Below are 22728 nucleotides of genomic sequence, written 5' to 3'. Positions count from 1 at the left end.
ACTTAACCGTGGCCGGTCTGTTCTTCCATCGCGACCGGCCATTTACGGAAGATAAGCACCGACCAGATGAGCGCAATCAGCGCCGGGATGGCGCCAAGGTAGCCAATGGCCGACATCGACACGTGCAGGCTGATCTGATTCCCCACCAGCGCACCGGCACCAATTCCCAGATTAAAAATTCCCGAGAACAGCGACATCGCTACGTCCGTTGCGTCCGGCGCCAGCGCCAGCACCTTCACCTGCATCCCCAGCCCGATAATCATGATCGCCACGCCCCAGAACAGGCTGAGGATCGCCAGATGACTTTCGCTGCCTGCCGCAGGCATCAGCAGCAGCAGACACGCCAGCAGCAGGCCAATCGCGCTGCTCACCAGGGCAGAAGCGTGCTGGTTGCCGAGCTTGCCGAACAGGATGCTGCCGATAATGCCCGCGCCGCCCAGCAGCAGCAGGAGAACGGTGGCGAAATTCGCGCTAAAGCCCGCCACAACCTGTACGAACGGTTCGATATAGCTGTAAGCCGTGTAATGGGCGGTCACCACGATGACGGTCAGCAGATAGATGCTCATCAGGGCCGGGCGACGAACCAGCAGCGGCAGGCTTTTTAGCGAGCCGGAGTGTTCGCTCGGCAGCGCGGGCAGCAGCTTAATGAGGCACATCAGCGTAACCAGCGCTCCCATGCCGATGGCAAAGAAGGTGGTGCGCCAGCCGAAATATTGCCCCACGATGCGTCCTATCGGCAGGCCCAGCACCATCGCCAGTGCCGTGCCGGTGGCGATCAGGCTCAGCGCCTGGGCGCGTTTCCCCGCCGGGGCCAGACGAATGGCGAGCGACGCGGTGATCGACCAGAAGATGGCATGGGCAAACGCAATGCCCACGCGGCTAATAACCAGCACCGTAAAGTTCCAGGCCATAAACGACAGCATGTGGCTGGCAATAAACACCACAAACAGCCCAATCAGCAGCCTGCGCCGTTCCATCTGGCTGGTCAGCAGCATAAACGGCAGAGACATCAGCGCCACTACCCAGGCGTAGATGGTTAACATAATGCCCACCTGCGCCGTTTCCATGTTGAAGCTGGCTGCAATGTCCGACAGCAGCCCAACCGGAACAAATTCCGTGGTGTTGAAAATGAACGCCGCGATGGCGAGCGTGACTACGCGCAGCCACGCGACCCTGCGGGAAACCGTGTGTGTTGTCATAGGGATATCTGGGATTCGTTGCCTGAAAGATGAGGAGACGATCTTAAGGCCTTAAACGGCGAAAACTCAACCGTTATGTGATGTAAATCACAAAATTTACCTTCATGCAGCGGTAGCGAAGGCGGGTGTTTTCCCTGAAGATAAAGGATACACAGCAAAAACAGGCGGCAGGACAATGCAGGAGATTGATTTTTATCTGGTGGATGCCTTCAGCGAGTCCTCCTTCGGCGGCAACCCGGCGGCGGTCTGTCCGCTCGACGCGTGGCTGCCGGACGAGACCTTGCTGCAAATGGCGCAGCAGCATAACCAGTCGGAAACCGCGTTTTTCGTGTGCACGAAAGGGGGAATTGAGCTGCGCTGGTTTACCACGCTCGCCGAGGTCAGTCTCTGCGGGCACGCGACGCTTGCCGCGGCGTACGTACTGTTTAACGAGCTGGATTACCCGGACTCACGCATTCATTTTGATACCGCCTCCGGGCGCCTCACCGTCAGCCGTGAGGGCGACTGGATGACGCTGGATTTCCCGGCCTGCCCGACGCGGGCGCAGACGCCGCCGCCGGAGATGCTCTCCGCGCTCGGCATCAGCCGCTGCGTCGATGCCCGGAAAGGGCGGGCCTGGGTGCTGGTTCTGGAAAACCGCGAGCAGGTTGAAGCCGTTACGCCGGTTTTCTCAGCCATGATCCCTGGCGAGCATAAGGTGGCCGTCACCGCGCGGGGCGAGGGGGAATATGACTTTGTCAGCCGCTTCTTCTCGCCGGGCGTTGCCGTACCGGAAGATCCTGTCACCGGCTCCGCGCACACCATGCTTATACCCTACTGGAGCGAGAGGCTCGGTAAAACGGAGCTTTTTGCGCGTCAGGTTTCCGCCCGTGGGGGAGACGTACGCTGCACGCTCAGGGGCGACCGGGTGTTGATGGGCGGACAGGCGTCGCTGTATCTGAAAGGCACCGTATTTCTGCGCTGAAAACGAATAAGAGAGGTAAGACGATGCAGGAAATTGACTTTTATCTGGTAGACGCCTTTAGCGACAGGGCGTTCGGCGGCAATGCGGCGGCTGTCTGCCCGCTGGAAGCGTGGCTTCCTGATGAGACGCTGCTGAAGATGGCAAAGCAGCACAATCAGTCGGAAACGGCGTTTTTCGTGCGCACGGATGAGGGCTTTGAGCTGCGCTGGTTTACCACGCAGGATGAGATAAACCTCTGCGGACATGCCACCCTGGCGGCCTCCCATGTGATATTCGAATATCTGGATTATCCGCACACGGAGATCGTGTTTACCACGCGCTTTGTCGGTGAGCTGACGGTAAAACGCAGCGGCGACTGGCTGACGCTGAATTTCCCGGCGTGGTCAGCCGACGTTGTTGATCGTCCACCGGCGGCGCTGTTCAGCGCGCTGGGCATTAGCGGGGCAAAAGAGGTGCGTGCAGGGCGCGATTACATGGTGGTGCTTGAAAGCCAGCAGCAGGTTGAGTCCCTTACGCCGGATATCCCGGCGATGCTTCCGCTGGGCAAAATGGTCTGCGTGACGGCCCCGGGAGACGACTATGATTTCGTTAGCCGCTTCTTCTGCCCGGGCGAAGGGGTGCCGGAAGATCCGGTAACGGGGTCAACCCACAGCATGCTGATCCCGTACTGGAGCGAAAAGCTTGGCAAAACGCAGATGTTGGCCCGCCAGGTCTCCTCCCGTGGCGGGGATCTGCGCTGTGAGCTGAAGGGCGACCGCGTGCTGATTGGCGGCCAGGCCACGCTGTATATGAAGGGTAAAATTTTCCTTCGTCTCCAGGATTACGCTCAGTATGAAACGCTATGATGCGGGGATCGCGGCCTGACGTTCGTTCAGCAGCGCGATAAACGCCTCAAGCTGGCGGGTCATCGCCCCCCGACGCCACACCAGCCAGGTGGTAAGCCAGCGCCAGTTTTCCGCCAGCGGCCACGCCGCCACCTGATGGTGCCCCGGCATGCTCTCCAGCATCGAGCGGGGCATCAGCGCAATGCCGGCTCCGGCAATCACGCAGGCGAGCATCCCGTGGTATGACTCCATCTCGTGAATACGCCCCGGCGTTACGCGGTCGGCATGAAACCAGCTTTCGAGATGCCGACGGTAAGAGCAGTTGGCGCGAAAGGCGTAAACGTCGCAGCCGCTCACCTGCGTCGCTTTTGACACTTCCGCGTGTCCCGCAGGCGTCACCAGCATCATCTCTTCCCGGTAAACCGGCATGCCCTCCAGCTCAGGATGCGAGAGCGGCCCGTCGACAAACGCGGCGCTGAGCGTCCCCTCCAGCACGCCGTCAATCATCGTCCCGGAGGGGCCGGTGGACAGCGCAAACTGTATGCGCGGATAGCGCTGGTTAAACCGCGCCAGCGTTTCCGGAATGCGCACGGCGGCGGTACTTTCCAGCGCGCCGAGAGAGAACAGCCCCTGCGGTTCATCGCCGGCGACCACCATGCGCGCCTCGTCCACCAGGGCCAGGATCTGTTTGCTGTAGCGCAAGAAGATGTGCCCGGCGGGCGAAAGCCGCAGCCGCTGATTCTCGCGGATGAACAGCGCCACGCCGAGGTCCGCTTCAAGCTGACGAATGCGGGTGGTCAGGTTTGACGGTACGCGATGCACCTTCTGCGCCGCCTGGGTAATGCTGCCGGTAAGCGCGACGGCGTTAAACATCTCAAGCTGTGTTAAGTCCATGCCATTCTCGATTCGTGAACAGGGTGGTAAATATTATTCATTTTTAAGAAATAGCAGAGTGGGCCACAATGAATCAACCGTTATTACGTGGAGAACATCATGAACTATTCACCTGCAACCCATGCCCTCTCTGTAAACCCGGCGACCGGCGAAACGCTGGCAGCCCGTCCGTGGGCAACGGCTCAGGAGGTTGATAACGCGATTGCCCAAGCGGATACCGCTTTTCGCGGGTGGCGACGCGAGAGCGTGGCGCACCGGGCGCAGAAGCTGCGCGACCTCGGTGCGGCGCTGCGTAACCGCGCGGAGGAGATGGCGCAGACCATCTCCCGGGAGATGGGCAAGCCGATTGGCCAGGCGCGTGCGGAGGTCGCCAAGTCCGCCAGCCTTTGTGACTGGTATGCAGAACACGGCCCGGGGATGCTGAGCCCTGAATCAACCCAGGTCGAAAACGCCGTCATTGAATATCGTCCGCTGGGGCCGATTCTGGCGGTGATGCCCTGGAACTTTCCGCTCTGGCAGGTGCTGCGCGGTGCGGTGCCGGTCCTGCTGGCGGGAAATAGCTATCTGCTTAAACATGCCCCAAACGTGCTCGGCTCGGCGGCGCTGATTGGGCAGCTGTTCGCGGATGCCGGTTTCCCTGAGGGCGTCTTTGGCTGGGTGAACGCCACCAATGACGGGGTAAGCCAGGCGATTAACGATCGCCGTATCGCCGCGGTGACGGTCACCGGCAGCGTGCGGGCAGGGGCGGCGATTGGCGCTCAGGCAGGCGCGGCGCTGAAGAAATGCGTGCTTGAGCTTGGCGGCTCCGATCCGTTTATCGTCCTCAACGATGCCGATCTGGATCTGGCCGTTAACGCTGCCGTGGCCGGACGTTATCAGAATACCGGGCAGGTTTGCGCCGCGGCGAAACGCTTTATTGTGGAAGCGGGCGTTGCGCAAGAGTTTACCCGTCGCTTCGTTGAGGCGGTAGCGGCGCTCAAAATGGGCGCGCCGGATGAGGAAGAGACCTACCTCGGCCCGATGGCGCGGTTCGACCTGCGCGACGAACTTCACCAGCAGGTGCAGGCGACGCTGGCGGAAGGGGCAACGCTGCTGCTTGGCGGGGAGAAGGTTGCCGGCGCAGGTAACTATTATGCGCCAACGGTGCTCGGCGACGTCACGCCGGAGATGACGGCCTTCCGTCAGGAGCTGTTTGGTCCGGTGGCCGCAATTACCGTGGCGAAGGACCCTGCCCACGCCCTGCATCTGGCAAACGACAGCGACTTTGGCTTATCCGCGACGGTCTTTACCGCGAACGAGGCGCTGGCCGAGACGTTCTCCCGCGAGCTGGAGTGCGGCGGGGTGTTTATCAACGGCTACAGCGCCAGCGATGCGCGCGTGGCGTTTGGCGGCGTGAAGAAGAGCGGCTTCGGGCGGGAGCTTTCTCATTTTGGCCTGCATGAGTTTTGTAACGTGCAGACGGTGTGGAAGGATCGCGTCTAGTTTTCAGGCCGGGTGTGGCAGGGCTGCCCCCCGGCGCTTAACAACCCCTGTCATTATTCTGCAATGGTTCTGTCATTTTCGTTTCGTAGACTCGCTCGCGTCTAACGTATTGTTATAGAAGAAAATGATGAACCTAACGCAAATTTTTCGCCGTGTTGCGCCGCGCATTATTCCCCGTCAGTTTGGCCTGCTGACCGGCATCTTTTGTATTATTGGCCTTTTCTCCGCCCTGCAGCTCTCGTCCTCCATTCTCCTTACCGCCTCCCTGAATCAGGCCCAGCGTAACGAACAGCGCAATCAGCTGGCCTTGCAGCAGCAGGGGAAGCTGGATCAGGCGCGCGTCACCCTGCTGGCGGCAAGCGATCTGCTTAACCGCTCAGGCGTGTACTTCATGCAGGATAAAGAGACCGGCTCGGAAGGGAGCTGGCATAGCCTGATGGACGAGGCGCAAAAATCGCTGGCGGCTTCTCAGCAGGCGTGGAAAGCCTGGCTCGCGCTTAACCCGCCCCGGGACGAGGCGCTGGTGAATAGCTACCAGCTGTTCTACGGCGCGATAAGCGAGCAGGCGGAAGGGCTTGTAAAAACGAACAGCATCGATCTCTTTTTCGCCGTGCCAGCCCAGGCCTTTCAGACCGATTTTAACGACAATTATGCCCGCTACCAGCTTCAGAGCGAGACGCGGGCGGCAAAGGGCCGTCAGTCGCTGATGGACCAGCTTTCGGGTCTGCAACGGCTGTTCCTGTTTGCCCCGCTGGTGCTGCTGGGAATTGCCATTGCCGTCTGGTTCGGGATGGCGAAGTGGGTGATAACCCCGCTGCGCCGCCTGATTGCGCATATTAATCTGCTTGCGGCAGGGGACCTGTCAGGCACCCCGCCCGACGTGGTGCGCTTCAACCGGGAGATAGGCCAGCTCAGCGACAGTATTACCGCCATGCAGTACGGGCTTCAGCAGCTGGTGACGCAGGTCAGCGAGGCCACCACTGCGATGGTGGAAAATATCGGATCGCTTGCGCAGGGGAATCAGAAGCTTTATCAGCAGTCGGCGCGGCAGGCCAGAGAGCTGGAGGACGTCACCGCGCATATTGCCGATCTTGAAACCCACGTTGAGGGGAATACGGGCTATGCAAAACTCGCCAGCACGCGCGCCGATGATGCCCGACAGGCCGCCGCCGGCGGAGAGCAAATGATGTCTGCCGTGAATGGGTCTATGCAGACGATCGTCGACCGATCCGCCGAGATGCGCGGGATCGTCGCGATGATCGACAGCGTGGCGTTTCAGACCAACATTCTGGCCCTCAACGCGGCCATTGAAGCCGCCCATGCGGGGGAGCAGGGGCGCGGATTCGCGGTGGTGGCGCGGGAAGTGGGGCTGCTTGCCAGAAAAAGCAGCCATTCCACGCAAACCATTCAGGCGCTGATTAACCACTCGCTGCAGGGCATTGAGGAGGGCTCTAAGGTCGTGAATCGTCTGGAGGATAACCTGCAGCAGGTTACCGGCCTGGTGGCGAACTTAAGCAGCCTGCTGAACGATATTTCTATGGCTACCCTGAATCAGGGGGAAAGCATTCATCAGATGACGCGTCAGCTCCAGGGGCTGAACCAGGTTTCGCGTCAGACGGATATGCTGGTGGCTGAAGCGTCAAGGGCATCGGAACGGTTGCATCAGGAGTCGGATCTTTTGCTGCAGGCCGTCTCGCGTTTTCGCCTCCCTGCCTGACGCGACATATAAGCCTCTGTTATACTCGCAGCCCGTTTTAGCCTGAGGGCAAGGAGCAAAGTGTGGCTGCGGTCATTCATAATGAGATGCTGGACGATATTCTGGCGCAGGTTCGTCCATTACTGGGGCAGGGTAAGGTTGCCGATTACATTCCCGCGCTGGCCTCGGTCAGCGGTAACAAGCTCGGCATCGCCATTTGTACGATAGACGGTCAGCGTTTCCAGGCGGGAGACGCGCTGGAGCGTTTTTCCATTCAGTCGATCTCAAAGGTGCTTAGCCTGGTTGCCGCCATGCGCCAGTATGACGAGCAGGAGATCTGGCAGCGGGTAGGCAAAGATCCCTCCGGCCAGCCGTTTAACTCCCTTCTTCAGCTCGAAATTGAGCAGGGCAAGCCGCGAAACCCCTTTATTAATGCCGGAGCGCTGGTGGTGTGCGATATGCTGCAAAGCCGCCTGAGCGCGCCGCGCCAGCGGATGCTCGAAATTGTGCGTCAGCTTTCCGGGGTGCAGGACATCGCCTACGATCCGGTGGTGGCGCGCTCCGAGTTTGAACACTCCGCGCGTAACGCCGCCATTGCCTGGCTGATGAAGTCTTTCGGCAATTTTCATAACGACGTCGCCACGGTTCTGCAAAACTATTTCCACTACTGCGCGCTGAAGATGAACTGCGTTGAGCTGGCGCAGACCTTCCTGTTCCTCGCGCATCAGGGCCACGCCCCGCACCTGGCCGAGGACGTCGTCTCTCCGATGCAGGCCCGTCAGATTAACGCCCTGATGGCGACCAGCGGGATGTATCAGAATGCCGGGGAATTTGCCTGGCGCGTGGGGCTACCGGCTAAATCCGGCGTAGGCGGCGGGGTTGTGGCTATCGTTCCGCACGAGATGGCCATTGCCGTCTGGAGCCCGGAGCTGGATGAGACGGGAAATTCACTGGCAGGCGTGGCGGCGCTGGAGCAGCTCACCAAACGTCTGGGACGTTCCGTATACTGATGTCAACGTTAGATCCTTTATTCGCTCGCCTGGCCCGCTCCACGTTCCGCTCGCGCTTTCGTTTAGGTCCGAAAGAGCGGCAATACTGCTGGGATAAAGGCGTGGAAACTATCGATCGGCATGCCGCCGATTTTGTCGCAAAGCGGCTGGCGCCTGCACACCCGTTGAATGATGGCAAGCAGACGCCGATGCGCGGCCATCCGGTCTTTATCGCCCAGCACGCCACGGCAACCTGCTGTCGGGGCTGTCTGGCCAAATGGCATGCCATCCCGCAGGGCGTGCCGCTGAATGCGCAGCAACAGCAGTATATCGTTAACGTTATTCATCATTGGCTGGTCATCGAGGTAAATCGTGCCGGATGAACTGACAATGTCTCTGTTTAAGCTACGCTTTTACTAATGCTCAGCGTCAGGAGACGTTATGAAAGCACCTGCAATACCTGTTAATGAAACCGAGCGTCTGAACGCTCTGCGCGAGTCCGGCCTGCTTGAACTCGACGGTTATCCCGCGTTCGACAGGCTCACGCGGCTGGCAAAACGCTTTTTCAAGGTGCCGCTGGCGATGATCACCCTGGTGGACGATCGTTCCGTGGTCGTGAAATCGGCTGACGGCCAGGTATCCGGCAGCCAGCCACGGGAGCTCTCCTTTTGCGGCCATACCATCCTGAGCGAAGCACCGCTGGTGGTTGAGGATGCGCGGCTTGACGAGCGCTTTGCGGATAACCCGCAGGTGACGGGAGAGCCAGGCGTGCGCTTTTATGCCGGTTTCCCGCTCCGCCTGCGTGACGGTTCGAGCGTCGGTTCGCTGTGTCTGATTGATTACGCGCCCCGCGAATTTACGGCAGGCGATTCCGCCGCGCTGGCCGATCTCAGCGCGCTGGCAGAAGACGAGTTTACGGCAGTAAGCGCGTCCACAACCGATGAGCTGACGGGGCTGTTTAACCGTCGCGGGTTTAACCAGTTTGCGCGCTTTGCATTATCCGTGGCGCGGCGTCGGGCGGAACCCTTAACGCTGGGCTGGCTGGATCTGGACCAGTTCAAGGCGATCAACGATAGCTTCGGGCACCAGGAGGGCGACAAGGCGCTGAAAGCGATGGCCGCCCTGATGCGTTCCTCCTTCCGCGAGGCCGATCTGCTGGTGCGCTACGGCGGGGACGAGTTCGCGGTACTGTTCGCGGATACCGATGAGCCCGGGGCGTGGATTGCCATGCAGTACCTCGTTGAGCAAACTGAAAGCTATAACGCGCGCCAGCTGCATCCGTGGTCGCTGCAGTTCTCCTGGGGACTGAGCGAGTTCGATCATACCCGGAACGATATGCAGGCGTGGTTAAAACAGGCCGATGAGGCGATGTACGCCATGAAGAAACAGCACCATGGTGAGGGATGACATAACAAAATCCTATGCCTGCGCAAGTTGCGTTGCAAAAATGTTAATAGCATAGTGGAGAGATTCACTCAGAGGAACAACGATGAACTCTCCCATGCTTATTAAACCTCTCTCCCGGCAGGATATTCTTTCCCACATTGATGCGCTAACCGATATCCTCGTCAACTGCGTTAACGGCGGCGCATCCGTCAGCTTTATGCTGCCTTTTACCTCCGATAAAGGCCACGCTTTCTGGCGTGGAGTTGCCGACAGCGTGGGGCGCGGTGAACGCACCGTGCTGGGCTGTTTCGATGGGGCACTGGGCCTGATCGGAACGGTACAGCTCATCACCGATCAGCCTGAAAATCAGCCGCACCGCGCAGATGTGGCAAAACTTCTGGTTCATGAAAAGGCGCGTCGCAGAGGGGCTGCAATGGCGCTTATGGAAGCGCTGGAAGCCGCTGCGCGCGAGAAGGCGCTTTCGGTGCTGGTGCTTGATACGGCGACCGGCAGCGGCGCAGAGACGTTTTATCAGCGTGCAGGCTGGCAAAAGGTTGGGGAGATCCCGCGCTACGCGCTGATGCCGGGCGGGGAAATGGCTTCTACCTCGGTGTTTTATAAGTTTTTGTGATTAATTTTCACAAAAGCGGTATGAGTTGATCCAGACAGGGGTTCTGGTTGTTAAGTTTTGATAAGTTATTACACCAATCTTATCAGGCTGTATGACTAATCATAAAGGACCTCCATTGTGAACACACTCAACCGTCGTGATTTCCCCGGTGCGTGCTATCCCGAACGTATCATCCAGTTTGGCGAAGGTAACTTCCTTCGCGCGTTCGTTGACTGGCAAATTGACCTGTTAAACGAGCATACGGATCTCAATTCCGGCGTGGTGATAGTTCGCCCGATCCAGAGCGATTTTCCGCCGTCACTGAGCACCCAGGACGGGCTCTACACCACCATTATCCGCGGCCTGAACGAGCAGGGGGAAGCGGTAAGCGAAGCGCGCCTTATTCGCTCCGTGAACCGCGAAATCAGCGTCTACAGCCAGTACGATGAATTTCTCAGGCTCGCCCATAACCCGGACATGAGGTTTGTTTTCTCCAACACGACGGAAGCGGGCATCAGCTATCACGCGGGCGACAGGTTTGAAGATGCGCCAGCCGTCAGCTATCCGGCAAAACTGACGCGACTCCTGTTTGAGCGCTTCAGCCACTTCGATGGCGCGGCGGATAAGGGCTGGATCGTCATTCCTTGCGAACTTATCGACTACAACGGCGAAGCGCTGCGCGAGCTGGTGCTGCGCTATGCGCAGGAGTGGGCGCTGCCGGCGGCATTTATTGCGTGGCTGGACGAAGCGAATACCTTCTGCTCGACGCTCGTTGATCGCATCGTTACCGGCTATCCCCGTGATGAGGTGGCGGAGCTGGAAGCCGGATTGGGCTATCGCGACAGCTTCCTGGACACGGCCGAGCATTTCTACCTGTTTGTTATTCAGGGGCCAAAATCCCTTTCAGCGGAGCTGCGCCTTGATAAATACCCGCTCAACGTGCGGATTGTGGACGATATCAGGCCGTATAAAGAGCGTAAGGTGGCGATCCTGAACGGCGCGCATACCGCGCTGGTGCCGGTCGCGTTTCAGGCCGGGCTGGATACGGTAGGGGAAGCGATGAACGACGCGGAGATTTGCGCGTTCGTTGAAAAGGCTATCTATGAGGAGATTATTCCGGTGCTGGATCTGCCGCGCGACGAGCTGCACTCCTTTGCCAGTGCCGTAACGGGGCGTTTCCGTAACCCGTACATCAAGCACCAGCTGCTGTCGATTGCGCTAAACGGGATGACCAAATACCGCACCCGTATTCTGCCGCAGCTGCTGGCAGGGCAGAAGGCGACCGGTAAACTGCCCGCTCGTCTGACCTTTGCGCTGGCGGCGCTGATTGCCTTTTACCGCGGCGAACGTAGCGGTGAAGCCTATCCGTTGCAGGATGACGCGCACTGGCTGGAACGTTACCAGCAGCTGTGGACGCAATATCATGATAAACAGCTGAACATCCGCCAGCTGGTATCCGCGGTGCTAAGCGTGCGCGAGCACTGGGAGCAGGATCTGACCCAGGTGAGCGGACTGGTAGAACAGGTTGCGCAGGATCTGGATGCGATTCTCCATAAAGGGATGCGCGAGGCGGTAAAACCGCTCTGCTGATATCTTCGCCCGGCGTTTGCCGGGTTTTAAATACGACCTCATTAGTTACAACATACTATATGTCCTTTTTTTAAAACTCTATTCAGCACCGTGCGCGTTAGGCTAAACAGGTCAGAAAATGCAATGAACCATTAACATGCTTGCAACTGTGAGGGCGATCACGTTTAATAGCCGCGCTCTTTACTTTTCTGAAGCTGATTATGATTGTTCGTCCTCAACAGCACTGGCTACAACTGATTTTCGTCTGGCACGGTTCGGTACTTCCTAAAATTTATACCCGACTGCTGCTGAACTTCCTGCTTTCTATCGCCGTCATCGTGATGCTGCCGTGGTACACCTCGCTGGGCATCCGCTTCACCGTTGCGCCGTTTAGCATTCTCGGCGTGGCTATCGCCATCTTCCTGGGTTTTCGCAACAACGCCTGCTATTCGCGCTACGTTGAGGCTCGCCTGCTGTGGGGGCAGTTGATGATAGCGGCGCGCTCGCTGTTTCGCGAGGTAAAAAATACCTTACCGGAAGATAAGCAGCTTGGAGAGTTTGTTCGCCTGCAAATTGCCTTTGCAAACTGTCTGCGCATGACCCTGCGCAAAGAAATCAACGCCGAGCAGCTCTCTCGCTATCTGGCCCCTGACGACCTGCGCAAAGTGATGGATGCCAATTCCCCGGCGAACCGTATCCTGCTGATAATGGGGGAGTGGCTCGCCGTCCGGCGGCGCAGCGGACACCTTTCGGACATCCTGTTTCACAGCCTGAACAACCGCCTGAACGATATGTCCATCGTGCTGGCTGGCTGCGAACGCATTGCTAACACGCCGGTGCCGTTTGCCTATACGCTGATCCTGCACCGGACGGTATATCTGTTCTGCATCATGCTGCCGTTTGCGCTGGTTGTTGACCTGCACTACATGACGCCGTTCGTCTCTGCGTTGATTTCTTACACCTTTATCTCTCTGGACACGCTGGCGGAAGAGCTTGAAGATCCGTTTGGTACGGAAGATAACGATCTGCCGCTGGATGCCATCTGCAACATGATGGAACGCGACCTGCTGCAGATGAACGATGAAGAGAACATCCCTGAAAGGCTAATGCCGGACAAGCATTATCAGCTGACCTGACGGGCGTTCCACTCCTCGCGGGTGATTTCCCACAGTTCGGAGTCCAGCACGCCGCTCACGTACGCTTTCTTTTCCGTCCTGATGAGCCGCATGCCGCTGCTGTCGGAAATACGGCGGGAGCGGCTGTTGGCGGCCGCTTTCGGCGCGCGCAATACCGGTTTGTTAAGAGTATTAAACCAGTAATCCGTTGCCGCAATGCTCGCTTCCCGCATATATCCCTGGCCCTGAAACTCCGGCGCCAGCCAGAAGCCACGGTTATTATCCTCCACGTCATACAGGCAAATCAGCCCCATCAGTTCGTCAGGCGCTTCGCGGCGGCGAATGGTCCAGAACCACGCAATCCCTTTAGCCATATCGGGCAGCGCAACCTGGTTCACGTAGCTTTCAGCCCCGTCATCGGGATAGGGCCAGGGAACGGAGGCCACCATATAGCGAACGATTTCCCAGTGCGGATAACGCTTCTGTATCTGGACGGCATCTTCAGCGACAAGGGGTTTAAGCAGCAAGCGATCTGTCGTTAGCGTGGGTATCGTCATCCGGCAATCTCCATATTTAAGTGTTATGCTTTTGTCTGGCTTCTGGTATTTTCATCTTAATATAATTATTTCAAATCAGTAATTTTGGTGCTGTTTCTCCCTGGCGGTTTTGATGAAAATTTTGCCTTTGCTAACCGGACGCATTTCATACGATCTGCTGCAACATGGAAAAGAGATAGATGAAGCCATTGCCCATGGCAACGTTTTGTTAAACCATTCGACTCCCGCACTGGAGCGCTATTTTTCACGCCCGCTTAGCGAGTTGCCGGGGCAAAATCCTTATCCTGTTGCCATGTTATTGCCGCTATTCCTCGCGGTATTTGCGTTTAATATGCTGCCTTTTCTCAAGGCGATTTCCAGTATGTCGCCTGCGCTTCATGCACTGAGTTTTTTTGCCCCGTCGATAGTCATACTTATCTACCTGATATCCACCAGTACTCTGCTGGCCAGAGGTTACACATCAGGGCTGTCAGGATTGTTAGCGCTTTTCATCTTCCTGCTGGCGGTGACGATGCTGCAGTGGATTTATTACCTGTTCACTTCTGACGGCAGCAGCTGGCAACTGTTAATCGCCACGATCGCTATGGTAATCATTCGATGGTTATTAAACAGTCAAGGCTTTGCACTCTTTACCCTTTACTGCCGGACGAAGCGTCTTGCTGCTCTGGCCCATAAAATGTGCTTAAAAAGCAGCAAGGATAATGTGAGGATCCCATGACGCTAACCGTACGTCCTTTACGCCCCGAAGATTACCCGCAGTGGCGACCGCTGTGGGACGGCTATACCCATTTCTATGAGTGTTACCTTGAGGAATCCGTTACCGCAGCAACGTGGGAAAGGGCGCTTTCTGGCTCATCATCCCTGTTTTGCCGGGTCGCGGAGAAGGACGGCAGCGTCATCGGCTTCGCCATGTGTATCCTGCATGAAGGCACCTGGTCAACCGCGCCCATTTGCTATCTTGAGGATCTGTTTGTTGATGCAGCGGAACGTGGCGCAGGAGCGGGTAAGGCGCTTATCGACGCCCTGATCGATGAAGGCAAGCGGGAAGGCTGGTCAAAACTCTACTGGCTCACCCGCGAGAACAATCCGGCCCGTAAGCTGTATGACAAATACGCCGAAGCCGACGATTACGTTCGTTACCGCCTGTCGCTTTAGCTGATCGTCACGAGTTTGTATCACACTGTATCTGTGAGCGAGATACGTACACTGGTATGCAATAAAACCGCTTTCGCACACGTTCGCTATACAAACGCATGGTGTTATATCCCCGTCAACTGAACTTACCCGGAGATAACATCATGCTTAACAAACTCGCCTTTTCCGCCGTCGCGCTGAGCGTTTCGCTTGGTAGCGTGATGTCCTGTCAGGCAGAAGCGACCGGCAACGATTATTCGTCTGCCTTTACCCAGGTCAAACAAATTAACGCCGGCGATCTTAACGTCGGTTATGTCGATATCGGGCCGAAAGACGGGCAACCGGTGATCCTGCTGCATGGTTGGCCGTACGATATTCACAGTTACGCCGAGGTTGCCCCGGCGCTGGCCGCGAAGGGATACCGTGTGATTGTGCCGTCCCTGCGCGGTTACGGCACTACGCGGTTTATCTCTGATAAAACGCCGCGTAACGGCCAGCCTTCTGCAATGGCAAAAGACATTGTTAACCTGATGGATGCGCTCAACATCCGGCAGGCGGTGTTTGCCGGGTATGACTGGGGCGCGCGCACGGCGGATATCGTCGCCGCGCTGTGGCCGGAGCGCGTGAAATCGCTGGTCTCGGTGAGCGGCTACCTGATTAGCAGCCAGGCGATTGGTAAGCAACCCTTACCGCCGAAGGCGGAGGTGCAGTGGTGGTATCAGTTCTACTTCGCCACGCCGCGCGGTGCGGAAGGCTATGCCAAAAATACGCACGATTTTGCTCGCCTGATCTGGTCGCAGGCCTCGCCAGACTGGAAATTCAGCGATGCCACCTTTGAAGCCAGCGCTAAATCCCTCGATAACCCTGACCACGTTGCCGTCACGCTCAGTAATTACCGCTGGCGTCTGGGGCTGGATAGAGGAGAGAAAAAATATGACGCCTATGAGCAAAAGCTGGCGACGCTGCCGAATATCACGGTTCCGACGATAACCATCGAGGGCGGTAACAATGGTGCGCCTCATCCTGCGCCCGCTGCCTATGCGGGAAAATTTATCGGGAAATACGAACACCGTACCTTCGGTGCTACCGTTGGCCACAACCCGCCGCAGGAAGATCCGCAGGACTTCGTTAAGGCGGTTGTTGACGCGGACAAGCTCTGAGATGTGCTATTTTCAATCCGTTACCCCTTATTCAGGAGCCTGCGGTGGAGCATATTGATCGCATCCTTGTCGTCGATGACGACAGGGATATTCGTGAACTGGTTGTCGATTATCTCGTGAAGTCGGGCTATCGCGCCTCCGGCGCGGCGAACGGCAAAGAGATGCGCGCGGTGCTCGACAAACAGCATATCGACCTGGTGGTGCTGGACGTGATGATGCCCGGCGATGACGGCCTGACGCTGTGCCGACAGCTGCGCAGCAGCAGGCATAAGGATCTGCCGATCCTGATGCTCACCGCCCGGAACGAAGACACCGACCGGATCCTGGGGCTGGAGATGGGTGCAGACGATTACGTGGTGAAGCCGTTTGTGGCCCGCGAACTGCTGGCGCGTATCAAAGCCATCCTGCGTCGCTTTCGCGCCATGCCGCCCAATCTCCAGGTGACCGAAGCAGGGCGCCTGGTGGTATTCGGAGAATGGCAGCTGGATACCGTGGCGCGTCACCTGATTGATAGCGAGGGGATGATTGTGGCGCTAAGCGGGGCGGAATACCGTCTTCTGCGCGTGTTTCTTGATCATCCTCAACGGGTGCTGACGCGGGACCAGCTGCTGAACCTGACGCAGGGACGCGATGCCGAGCTGTTTGAACGCTCGATAGATCTTCTGGTAAGCCGCGTGCGTCAGCGCCTGAATGAAGATGCGCGCACGCCAGCCTATATCAAAACCGTGCGCAGCGAAGGCTACGTGTTTACCATGCCGGTGACCATCGTCGAGGCCAATGAATGACGCTGTGGCCGCGCACGCTACTGGCCCGGCTGCTGATCGTTGTGCTGCTTGGGCTCCTGCTGGCCAACTCGCTCAGCCTGACGCTGGTCATGGTTGAGCGAATGCGCAGCGCCCGCGCCGTGATGCTGGGCAACCTTGAGAACGACGTCGCGACCAGCGTGGCCATTCTCGACCGGCTTCCGGCCAGCGAGCGGCCCGGGTGGCTGGAACAACTCAATCGCGGCAATTACCGGTATATCCTTGGCCCCGGCGAGTCAGGCGCCGCGCCAGCGGATAAGCGCTCGCAGGATGCGGTCCGTACCCTCAAAGCAACGCTGGCTGAACGCTACCCGCTCACGTTTACGGCGGTTCCGGGGCCCGTATCCCATATCCAGGCCCATCTTACGCTTAGCGACGGCGCGCCGCTGACTATCGATCTGATCCCACGCATGCCGCCCGTCGCCAGCTGGCTGCCCGCGGTGCTGATACTTCAGCTGTTACTGGTCGCGCTCTGCGCATGGATCGCAGTCCGCCAGGTCGTCCGGCCCTTCATGCAGTTCACGCGCGCGGTCGACTCGCTTGACCCGGCGGCACATTCCCCGATGGCGGAAAAAGGGCCGGTCGAAGTCCGCCAGGCGGCGCATGCCTTCAATGAGATGCAGTCCCGGATACAGGCGCACCTGCGCGAACGCGCCCAGATCCTGGCGTCTATCTCTCACGACCTTCAGACCCCCATCACGCGCATGAAGCTGCGGGTCGAAATGACGGAGCAGCCGGCGCTCCGCGATAAGCTGCTGAGCGACCTCGACAATATGTCGCGTCTGGTACGGGAGGGGATTGCCTATGCCCGGTCATCAGAATCGCTTGAGGAGACGACGCTAAAGCTGGAGCTGAATGCGTGGATCAACAGCATCGCCAGCGATTATCAGGATATTGGTAAAAACGTGCAGTTTCATGCACGCGATATCCGCCTGCCGATCGTCACGCGCCCGCAGGCATTGCGTCGGGTAATGACCAACCTGCTGGATAACGCGCTGAAGTTTGGCGATAGCGCGACGATCGAGATTGATGAGGACGAACGACAGGTAGCAATCCGCATCATGGATAACGGACCGGGCATCCCGGATGCCGAACTGGACGCGGTTTTACAGCCGTTCTACCGGGTTGAAACGTCGCGCAACCGCGAAACTGGCGGTACGGGGTTAGGCCTTGCCATTGCAGCGCAGCTCACCGCCCGGCTCAGCGGCAAACTGCATCTTGCCAACCGTGAGGAGGGCGGGCTGATGGTGAGCGTGACGCTGCCGCGCGGCTAATTGTACGCGTCTGTATCCGGTTGCGGCGCCGATACGCTGGCAGACAAAATTACGCTTTTTGCACACGGCCCGAACACATTCGTACGGTGAAATGACCTCACTGCACCTTCGCAGCAACGGTATCGTGAGGTCCTTATGTTTCTGATAATCGCTTTTTTGGGCGGAATGATTAGCCTGCTCAGCCCGTGCACGCTTCCCGTCATTCCTCTGCTGTTCGCCGGATTTCAGGGGCAGCGCAAGCACATTCTGGCGCTTCTGGCGGGCATGATTGTAATGTTCACCCTGGTGGCGATGGTGGTGACGGCTGCCAGCGAGTGGATCGCTGACGCCACCGCTATCGGCCGCTGGATTGCGCTTCTGGTGCTGGGCATCGCCGCGCTGGCCCTCATTTTCCCGCAGCTCGCCCAGCGCATTGCCAGCCCGGCGGTCAGCGCCGGGAACGTGCTGAACACCCGCAGCGCGCAGACGCGCGGCATGCTGTCGGCGTTTCTGGCAGGGCTTGCCGTAGGACTGCTATGGTCTCCCTGTGCCGGGCCGATTCTCGGGGTGATCTTCAGCATCAATATTGCGGGACACTCGCCCGTCGCCACCGGCGCGCTGTTAGCCGCTTACGGCGCAGGATGCGCGCTGATGCTGGGGCTGCTGGCAGCAGGTGGCCGAAAGCTGATCGCGCCGTTACGATCCAAATCCGCGCTGATGGCGCGTCTGCGCCAGGGGGCGGGAGTGATGATGTTAGCCGCCGTTGCCTTTAATGCTTCCGGAATGACGTCGGGGCTGAAGGGGGCCAACGGCATTGCCGACCGTCTGGAAAACGCGCTCCTGAACCTGGCGAAACCGGCACCGTCGCAGGTGAAGCTGCAGCCGGCAGTGGAAACGGCCCCCAGCAGCCAGCTGCCGTCGCTGAGCGGCGGAACGGGCTGGATAAACGGTGACCCTGTCACGCCTGAAACCTTACGGGGTAAGGTTGTCCTTATCGACTTCTGGACCTGGGGCTGTATTAACTGCCAGCACGCGCTCCCGCACGTGCGCGACTGGGCCAGGAAATATCAGTCTCAAGGCCTGGTGGTGATTGGCGTACACACGCCGGAATACCCGTGGGAAAAACCGCTATCGTCGGTGAAGAACGCGGTGAACAAGTGGCAGCTGCCGTATCGGGTGGTGACGGACAACGGCTATAAGATCTGGACCGCGTTCGGCAATCAGTACTGGCCCGCGCATTACTATTTCGATGCGAAAGGGCAGCTGCGCTACACCTCGTTTGGCGAAGGCAACTACGACAGGCAGGAGGCCGTTATTCAGCAGCTGCTCAAGGAGGCGCGTTCCTGAATCGCCCTACGGCACCCGCTGAGCAACGATAAACAGGCGGGGAAAGGCCAGCAGTATCTGCCCGTTTTCCTGAAGCGGATACTGCCCCTGCAAAAGCTCATGGTAGCGTTCCAGGAATTTTTTTTGCTCGTTCTCGCTGAGATCCTGTATCCACGGACGTAATCCCGTCGCGCTTACCCAGTCTACGATGGCCTGATGCGAACTCATCTGATGGAAGTAGGTGGTGCGCCAGATATCCACGTCGCATCCCGCTTCCGTCAGAATATCGTAAAAGGCATGGATGCCCGGCAGCGGCTCGCGGCCCCGATCCGGGTAGCCCTGTTCCAGGGCGACTTCGCGCATTAAGGCGTGCGTTGGCTCAAGCCAGTTATCCGGCATTTGCACCGCCAGCACGCCGTTTAGCTGGAGCAGCGATACCAGATGCGGCAGAAGATGGTAATGGTCCGGGATCCACTGAAGGGAGGCGTTGGCATAGACGAGGTTCACAGGCTGCACCGGCCTGTAGTGGCGGATATCCGCTTCAACAAACTGGCAGTCCGGCAGGGCGTTTCGGGCTTCCTCGAGCATCGCCGGAGAGTTATCCACTCCCGCAATCTGGGCTGAAGGCCAGCGCTGTCGCAGCAGCGCCGTGCTGTTGCCGGGCCCACAGCCCAGATCAACGGCAGACGTCACGTCAGCAAGCGGCACCCGGGCAAGCAGATCGGCTGCGGGTCGCGTGCGCTCTGCGCTGTACTGTAGATAAAGAGAGGGATCCCAGTCTGCCATTTTCGCATCTCCGCGTTGAGGTGTTCAGCAAGAATAGCACAGGGAGATACCTGCACCGGGGCAGGTATCTGGTTTCCGCCGGATCACATAATCCCCTTCAGGGCCACGTGATAAAGCAGCATGATAGTTTTTCCGTCCACGATCTGGCCGTTCTCAATGCCCCGAAGCGCGTCGTCGAGCGTCATTTCCAGCACCTTGATATCTTCGCCCTCTGATTTGACGCCGCCGCCCGCGCCGGTCCGGTCCTGCGGGTGATATTCCGCCAGATAGAAGTAGAGCTTTTCGGTTACGGAGCCCGGGCTCATATACGCCTCAAAAATCTTCTCCACGCGGGACACCCTGAACCCGGTTTCTTCTTCCGCTTCGGCCCTGATGCGGCTTTCCGGATCGAGGTTGTCGAGCAGCCCCGCGGCTGCCTCAATGAGATCCTCTTCGTGACCGTTTACAAAGACCGGAAAGCGGAACTGGCGGGTCAGAATGACCGTCCTTTTGTCGCGATTGTAGAGCAGGATCGTCGCGCCATTGCCGCGGTCATACACTTCACGCTCCTGTCGCTGCCATTCGCCATCGCTGCGCTGAAGATCAAACGTGTATTTTTTCAGGATGTACCAGTTATCGGACAAGGTTTCACTGCTGATGATGCGTATATCTGCACGTTTTGATTGCACGTTTCGTCCTCCTCTCGTAGAGTAAGCATCATAAACAGCAACTTCACGCACATACAAGAATTATCGTGCAACACCAGGAAAGAAAATGCTTACCAGTCAGCGTAAACAGTTAATACTTGAAAAGCTGGAGGCGGAAGGCCAGGTTCAGTCCACGGCGCTCAGCCACTATTTTTCAGTGTCCGAAGACACTATCCGTCGTGATTTACGCGAGCTGGCGGCAGAAGGGCGTCTACAGCGCGTTCACGGCGGCGCGCTTCCGGCATCCTCCGCGATTGCCCCGTTTGCTGAACGTCAGTCCGTAAAGATGGATGCCAAAAAACGCGTGGCCCGCCGGGGCGCGCAGCTTATTTCACCGGGGCAGGTCGTTATCATCGATGGCGGGACGACAACCTCTGAACTCATTACCTTCCTGCCGCCAGATCTGCGCATTACCGTGGTGACGCACAGCCCCGGGATCGCGCTGGGTCTGGTCAACCATCCCTGTATTGAGGTGATCCTGATTGGCGGACGCCTGTATAAACACTCCATCGTCACGGTCGGCGCGGCCGCTATTGAAGGTATCAACGCTATTCATGCGGATCTGTTCTTCATGGGCGTAACCGGCGTTCATCCTGACGCAGGGCTAACCACCGGAGATTATGAAGAAGCGTGCATCAAACGCGCATTTTCCGGCAGGGCGGCGGAAACGGTGGTGCTGGCTTCACCGGAAAAGATCAACTCCGCCTCTGCGTTTGCGATCGGCGATTTGTCGTTAGTGAATACTCTGGTCGTTGAGGACACGACGGATGAACGTTGGGTCAACGCCATGAAAGAAAAGGGCGTTGCGGTGATCGCCAGCCGGTAAATATCCGCTTTTTTGCCAGCCAGACCGCGCGGCTGTCAACGAGAGAAAGGTTATCCGCCATGCCGATCCTTAGACTGAAGCTTTTATCAGCTTAAGGATCGCCCATGACAGAGATCTCTGTTCTGGCGTTTGGCGCGGATCCCGCCGCGCAACGCCCATCAACCTCCGCCATTCAGCAGGCAATAAACTCGGCTCACCGCGGCGACGTTATCGTCATCCCGCAAGGCCGCTATCTGAGCGGAGCGCTGTTTCTTAGAAGCGGCGTTTCGCTTCGCCTGGACGCCGGTGCCCGGCTCGCGGGAAGCCAGGATCTGGCTGACTATCCGCTTATTACTACCCGCGTGGCCGGTATCGACATGCGCTGGCCGGCAGGCATCATTAATATTATCGATTGTGAAGACGTCAGCATTACCGGCACGGGCACGATAGACGGGCAGGGTGAGATATGGTGGCGACGCTTCTGGGGCGATGACGAGCGCGGCGGAATGGTCGGGGACTACGGTGCCAGAGGATTGCGCTGGGTCGTTGATTATGACTGCCAGCGTCCGCGCAACGTTCTGGTCTTTGAGAGCCAAAATGTTACGCTCCGCGAGTTCAGCAGCCGGGAATCCGGTTTCTGGAATCTGCATCTGTGCTATTCGCGCCATATTGCGGTTGAGGATGTGAAAATTACTAATTCCGCAGGGCCAAGCACCGACGGAATAGACATAGACTCCTGCGAACAGGTTCGGGTTGAGCGCTGCATCGTCTCCTGTAATGACGACAATATCTGCATCAAATCTGGACGAGGACGCGAGGCGGCACAAAACGCCCGCGCCGCAAGGGACATCGTTATTCGCGGCTGCACGCTGAACAAGGGGTCCGGCATCACGCTGGGCAGCGAAACCTCAGGCGGCATCGAGCGCGTCCTGATCGAAAATAATGCGTTTAACGGGACGGGCGTCGGGTTTCGCGTAAAGTCTGCCCGCAACCGGGGCGGATTTATACGGGACATCACCGTTCAGAATTTGCAGCTAACTGACGTGCGTTTTCCGGTGCTGATCCAGCTAAACTGGTTCCCGCAGTACAGCTACGGCGATCGGGATAATCTCTCTGATAAACCAGAACACTGGCGCAAGCTGGCCGAGGGCGTCGAGGGAGACGCCGGTCTTACCGAAGTCAGCGGCCTGACGATTAAAAATATCACGGCGCGGCGCTCGGACGACCAATGCTTCTCGCGGGCATTTTTCATTGAAGGGTATCCGGAACGTCCCGTGAGCGGGCTAACGCTGGACGGTATTAGGATTGATGCCACCGAGTTCGGCAAGATTTCGGGCGTTGACGGGCTGCGCTTTAATGATGTCCTGGTCACGGCAAGGGAGTTGACGCGGGACAGCAATGACGTCTATGAGCGTTGAGGGCACGAGGCTTATCGCATTTTTTACAGTAATCTTATAAGTGCTACACTGTCCGCAACCATAATTTTCCTG

At 58.2% G+C, this 22728-nt stretch carries 23 protein-coding genes; 18 read left to right on the top strand and 5 right to left on the bottom strand.

The window, feature by feature from the left end; translation table 11 throughout:
- Nucleotides 1-2 precede the first annotated feature (2 nt).
- Nucleotides 3-1199, bottom strand: a complete 1197-nt coding sequence (locus MOQ06_RS10550; protein WP_242172807.1) for a sugar transporter — start codon at nucleotides 1197-1199, stop codon at nucleotides 3-5.
- 175 nt (nucleotides 1200-1374) lie between these two features.
- On the opposite strand from MOQ06_RS10550, the gene MOQ06_RS10545 reads away from it, so the two are divergent.
- Both MOQ06_RS10545 and MOQ06_RS10540 read left to right on the top strand, forming a co-directional pair.
- The gene (locus MOQ06_RS10545; RefSeq protein ID WP_242172805.1) at nucleotides 1375-2163 is read left to right on the top strand and encodes a PhzF family phenazine biosynthesis protein; all 789 of its coding nucleotides are present in this window, start codon (nucleotides 1375-1377) and stop codon (nucleotides 2161-2163) included.
- Between the two features lie 23 nt (nucleotides 2164-2186).
- Nucleotides 2187-3008, top strand: a complete 822-nt coding sequence (locus MOQ06_RS10540; RefSeq protein WP_242172804.1) for a PhzF family phenazine biosynthesis protein — start codon at nucleotides 2187-2189, stop codon at nucleotides 3006-3008.
- On the opposite strand, the gene MOQ06_RS10535 is transcribed toward MOQ06_RS10540, so the two are convergent.
- Nucleotides 3003-3881: a LysR substrate-binding domain-containing protein gene (locus tag MOQ06_RS10535; protein ID WP_242172802.1), complete on the bottom strand. Its 879-nt coding sequence runs from the start codon at nucleotides 3879-3881 to the stop codon at nucleotides 3003-3005. The two genes, MOQ06_RS10540 and MOQ06_RS10535, sit on opposite strands and share 6 nt — an antisense overlap.
- Nucleotides 3882-3980: 99 nt before the next feature.
- Between MOQ06_RS10535 and sad the strand changes: the two genes are divergently transcribed.
- The 8 genes from sad (at nucleotide 3981) to MOQ06_RS10495 (ending at nucleotide 12749) form a co-directional block, all read left to right on the top strand.
- Nucleotides 3981-5363, top strand: a complete 1383-nt coding sequence (gene sad / locus MOQ06_RS10530) for a succinate-semialdehyde dehydrogenase (RefSeq protein WP_242172800.1) — start codon at nucleotides 3981-3983, stop codon at nucleotides 5361-5363.
- A gap of 127 nt (nucleotides 5364-5490) precedes the next feature.
- Nucleotides 5491-7080 (top strand): methyl-accepting chemotaxis protein, encoded by a 1590-nt coding sequence (locus MOQ06_RS10525; RefSeq protein WP_242173256.1) that lies wholly within the window; start codon nucleotides 5491-5493, stop codon nucleotides 7078-7080.
- A gap of 62 nt (nucleotides 7081-7142) precedes the next feature.
- A complete protein-coding gene (gene glsB, locus MOQ06_RS10520; RefSeq protein ID WP_148419531.1) occupies nucleotides 7143-8069 on the top strand; it encodes a glutaminase B in 927 nt (308 codons plus the stop codon).
- Complete coding sequence (locus tag MOQ06_RS10515) at nucleotides 8069-8431, top strand: DUF4186 domain-containing protein (protein WP_148419532.1); 363 nt, start codon at nucleotides 8069-8071, stop codon at nucleotides 8429-8431. Before glsB ends, MOQ06_RS10515 begins: the two co-directional genes overlap by 1 nt.
- A gap of 58 nt (nucleotides 8432-8489) precedes the next feature.
- Nucleotides 8490-9455: a sensor domain-containing diguanylate cyclase gene (locus tag MOQ06_RS10510; protein WP_242172798.1), complete on the top strand. Its 966-nt coding sequence runs from the start codon at nucleotides 8490-8492 to the stop codon at nucleotides 9453-9455.
- An 82-nt stretch (nucleotides 9456-9537) separates the two neighbouring features.
- Nucleotides 9538-10065: a GNAT family N-acetyltransferase gene (locus tag MOQ06_RS10505; protein WP_242172796.1), complete on the top strand. Its 528-nt coding sequence runs from the start codon at nucleotides 9538-9540 to the stop codon at nucleotides 10063-10065.
- Nucleotides 10066-10182: 117 nt separating this feature from the next.
- Nucleotides 10183-11634, top strand: coding sequence for a tagaturonate reductase (locus MOQ06_RS10500; protein WP_242172794.1), 1452 nt, complete (start codon nucleotides 10183-10185; stop codon nucleotides 11632-11634).
- Nucleotides 11635-11834: 200 nt separating this feature from the next.
- Nucleotides 11835-12749 carry a bestrophin family protein gene (locus MOQ06_RS10495; RefSeq protein WP_148419535.1) on the top strand — a complete coding sequence of 305 codons (915 nt, stop codon included), beginning with the start codon at nucleotides 11835-11837 and terminating at the stop codon, nucleotides 12747-12749.
- On the opposite strand, the gene MOQ06_RS10490 is transcribed toward MOQ06_RS10495, so the two are convergent.
- Nucleotides 12737-13285 (bottom strand): GNAT family N-acetyltransferase, encoded by a 549-nt coding sequence (locus tag MOQ06_RS10490; RefSeq protein WP_242172791.1) that lies wholly within the window; start codon nucleotides 13283-13285, stop codon nucleotides 12737-12739. The two genes, MOQ06_RS10495 and MOQ06_RS10490, sit on opposite strands and share 13 nt — an antisense overlap.
- A gap of 112 nt (nucleotides 13286-13397) precedes the next feature.
- Between MOQ06_RS10490 and MOQ06_RS10485 the strand changes: the two genes are divergently transcribed.
- The 6 genes from MOQ06_RS10485 (at nucleotide 13398) to MOQ06_RS10460 (ending at nucleotide 18982) form a co-directional block, all read left to right on the top strand.
- Nucleotides 13398-14003 carry a hypothetical protein gene (locus MOQ06_RS10485; protein ID WP_242172790.1) on the top strand — a complete coding sequence of 202 codons (606 nt, stop codon included), beginning with the start codon at nucleotides 13398-13400 and terminating at the stop codon, nucleotides 14001-14003.
- Nucleotides 14000-14440, top strand: coding sequence for a GNAT family N-acetyltransferase (locus tag MOQ06_RS10480; protein ID WP_242172787.1), 441 nt, complete (start codon nucleotides 14000-14002; stop codon nucleotides 14438-14440). The genes MOQ06_RS10485 and MOQ06_RS10480 overlap by 4 nt, the downstream gene beginning before the upstream one ends.
- Nucleotides 14441-14583: 143 nt before the next feature.
- A complete protein-coding gene (locus tag MOQ06_RS10475; RefSeq protein WP_242172786.1) occupies nucleotides 14584-15579 on the top strand; it encodes an alpha/beta hydrolase in 996 nt (331 codons plus the stop codon).
- Between the two features lie 44 nt (nucleotides 15580-15623).
- Nucleotides 15624-16364 (top strand): response regulator, encoded by a 741-nt coding sequence (locus MOQ06_RS10470; RefSeq protein ID WP_242172784.1) that lies wholly within the window; start codon nucleotides 15624-15626, stop codon nucleotides 16362-16364.
- The gene (locus MOQ06_RS10465) at nucleotides 16361-17656 is read left to right on the top strand and encodes an ATP-binding protein (RefSeq protein ID WP_193355126.1); all 1296 of its coding nucleotides are present in this window, start codon (nucleotides 16361-16363) and stop codon (nucleotides 17654-17656) included. The genes MOQ06_RS10470 and MOQ06_RS10465 overlap by 4 nt, the downstream gene beginning before the upstream one ends.
- 135 nt (nucleotides 17657-17791) lie before the next feature.
- Nucleotides 17792-18982 carry a cytochrome c biogenesis protein/redoxin gene (locus MOQ06_RS10460; RefSeq protein ID WP_242172781.1) on the top strand — a complete coding sequence of 397 codons (1191 nt, stop codon included), beginning with the start codon at nucleotides 17792-17794 and terminating at the stop codon, nucleotides 18980-18982.
- Between the two features lie 6 nt (nucleotides 18983-18988).
- On the opposite strand, the gene tam is transcribed toward MOQ06_RS10460, so the two are convergent.
- Both tam and MOQ06_RS10450 read right to left on the bottom strand, forming a co-directional pair.
- Complete coding sequence (tam, locus tag MOQ06_RS10455; RefSeq protein ID WP_242172778.1) at nucleotides 18989-19747, bottom strand: trans-aconitate 2-methyltransferase; 759 nt, start codon at nucleotides 19745-19747, stop codon at nucleotides 18989-18991.
- A gap of 83 nt (nucleotides 19748-19830) precedes the next feature.
- On the bottom strand, nucleotides 19831-20415 hold the full coding sequence (locus MOQ06_RS10450; RefSeq protein ID WP_176610327.1) for an NUDIX domain-containing protein: 585 nt from the start codon (nucleotides 20413-20415) through the stop codon (nucleotides 19831-19833).
- A gap of 85 nt (nucleotides 20416-20500) precedes the next feature.
- Between MOQ06_RS10450 and MOQ06_RS10445 the strand changes: the two genes are divergently transcribed.
- Nucleotides 20501-21259 carry a DeoR/GlpR family DNA-binding transcription regulator gene (locus MOQ06_RS10445; RefSeq protein WP_242172775.1) on the top strand — a complete coding sequence of 253 codons (759 nt, stop codon included), beginning with the start codon at nucleotides 20501-20503 and terminating at the stop codon, nucleotides 21257-21259.
- 104 nt (nucleotides 21260-21363) lie between these two features.
- A complete protein-coding gene (locus MOQ06_RS10440) occupies nucleotides 21364-22656 on the top strand; it encodes a glycosyl hydrolase family 28 protein (RefSeq protein ID WP_242172773.1) in 1293 nt (430 codons plus the stop codon).
- Nucleotides 22657-22728 lie beyond the last annotated feature (72 nt).

Origin of the sequence: Enterobacter sp. I4 (assembly GCF_022669095.1) — a bacterium.
Lineage (GTDB): Bacteria > Pseudomonadota > Gammaproteobacteria > Enterobacterales > Enterobacteriaceae > Enterobacter > Enterobacter pasteurii.
Note: the sequence above shows the minus strand (reverse complement) of the source record. Positions and strands in the feature narration are given on the sequence as shown.

Bases quoted from the DNA above. Each gene is read 5' to 3' on its own strand.
- MOQ06_RS10550 (WP_242172807.1), bottom strand. From the start codon at position 1,199: ATGACAACACACACGGTTTCCCGCAGGGTCGCGTGGCTGCGCGTAGTC.
- MOQ06_RS10545 (WP_242172805.1), top strand. From the start codon at position 1,375: ATGCAGGAGATTGATTTTTATCTGGTGGATGCCTTCAGCGAGTCCTCC.
- MOQ06_RS10540 (WP_242172804.1), top strand. From the start codon at position 2,187: ATGCAGGAAATTGACTTTTATCTGGTAGACGCCTTTAGCGACAGGGCG.
- MOQ06_RS10535 (WP_242172802.1), bottom strand. From the start codon at position 3,881: ATGGACTTAACACAGCTTGAGATGTTTAACGCCGTCGCGCTTACCGGC.
- sad (WP_242172800.1), top strand. From the start codon at position 3,981: ATGAACTATTCACCTGCAACCCATGCCCTCTCTGTAAACCCGGCGACC.
- MOQ06_RS10525 (WP_242173256.1), top strand. From the start codon at position 5,491: ATGAACCTAACGCAAATTTTTCGCCGTGTTGCGCCGCGCATTATTCCC.
- MOQ06_RS10515 (WP_148419532.1), top strand. From the start codon at position 8,069: ATGTCAACGTTAGATCCTTTATTCGCTCGCCTGGCCCGCTCCACGTTC.
- MOQ06_RS10510 (WP_242172798.1), top strand. From the start codon at position 8,490: ATGAAAGCACCTGCAATACCTGTTAATGAAACCGAGCGTCTGAACGCT.
- MOQ06_RS10505 (WP_242172796.1), top strand. From the start codon at position 9,538: ATGAACTCTCCCATGCTTATTAAACCTCTCTCCCGGCAGGATATTCTT.
- MOQ06_RS10495 (WP_148419535.1), top strand. From the start codon at position 11,835: ATGATTGTTCGTCCTCAACAGCACTGGCTACAACTGATTTTCGTCTGG.
- MOQ06_RS10490 (WP_242172791.1), bottom strand. From the start codon at position 13,285: ATGACGATACCCACGCTAACGACAGATCGCTTGCTGCTTAAACCCCTT.
- MOQ06_RS10485 (WP_242172790.1), top strand. From the start codon at position 13,398: ATGAAAATTTTGCCTTTGCTAACCGGACGCATTTCATACGATCTGCTG.
- MOQ06_RS10480 (WP_242172787.1), top strand. From the start codon at position 14,000: ATGACGCTAACCGTACGTCCTTTACGCCCCGAAGATTACCCGCAGTGG.
- MOQ06_RS10475 (WP_242172786.1), top strand. From the start codon at position 14,584: ATGCTTAACAAACTCGCCTTTTCCGCCGTCGCGCTGAGCGTTTCGCTT.
- MOQ06_RS10465 (WP_193355126.1), top strand. From the start codon at position 16,361: ATGACGCTGTGGCCGCGCACGCTACTGGCCCGGCTGCTGATCGTTGTG.
- MOQ06_RS10460 (WP_242172781.1), top strand. From the start codon at position 17,792: ATGTTTCTGATAATCGCTTTTTTGGGCGGAATGATTAGCCTGCTCAGC.
- tam (WP_242172778.1), bottom strand. From the start codon at position 19,747: ATGGCAGACTGGGATCCCTCTCTTTATCTACAGTACAGCGCAGAGCGC.
- MOQ06_RS10445 (WP_242172775.1), top strand. From the start codon at position 20,501: ATGCTTACCAGTCAGCGTAAACAGTTAATACTTGAAAAGCTGGAGGCG.
- MOQ06_RS10440 (WP_242172773.1), top strand. From the start codon at position 21,364: ATGACAGAGATCTCTGTTCTGGCGTTTGGCGCGGATCCCGCCGCGCAA.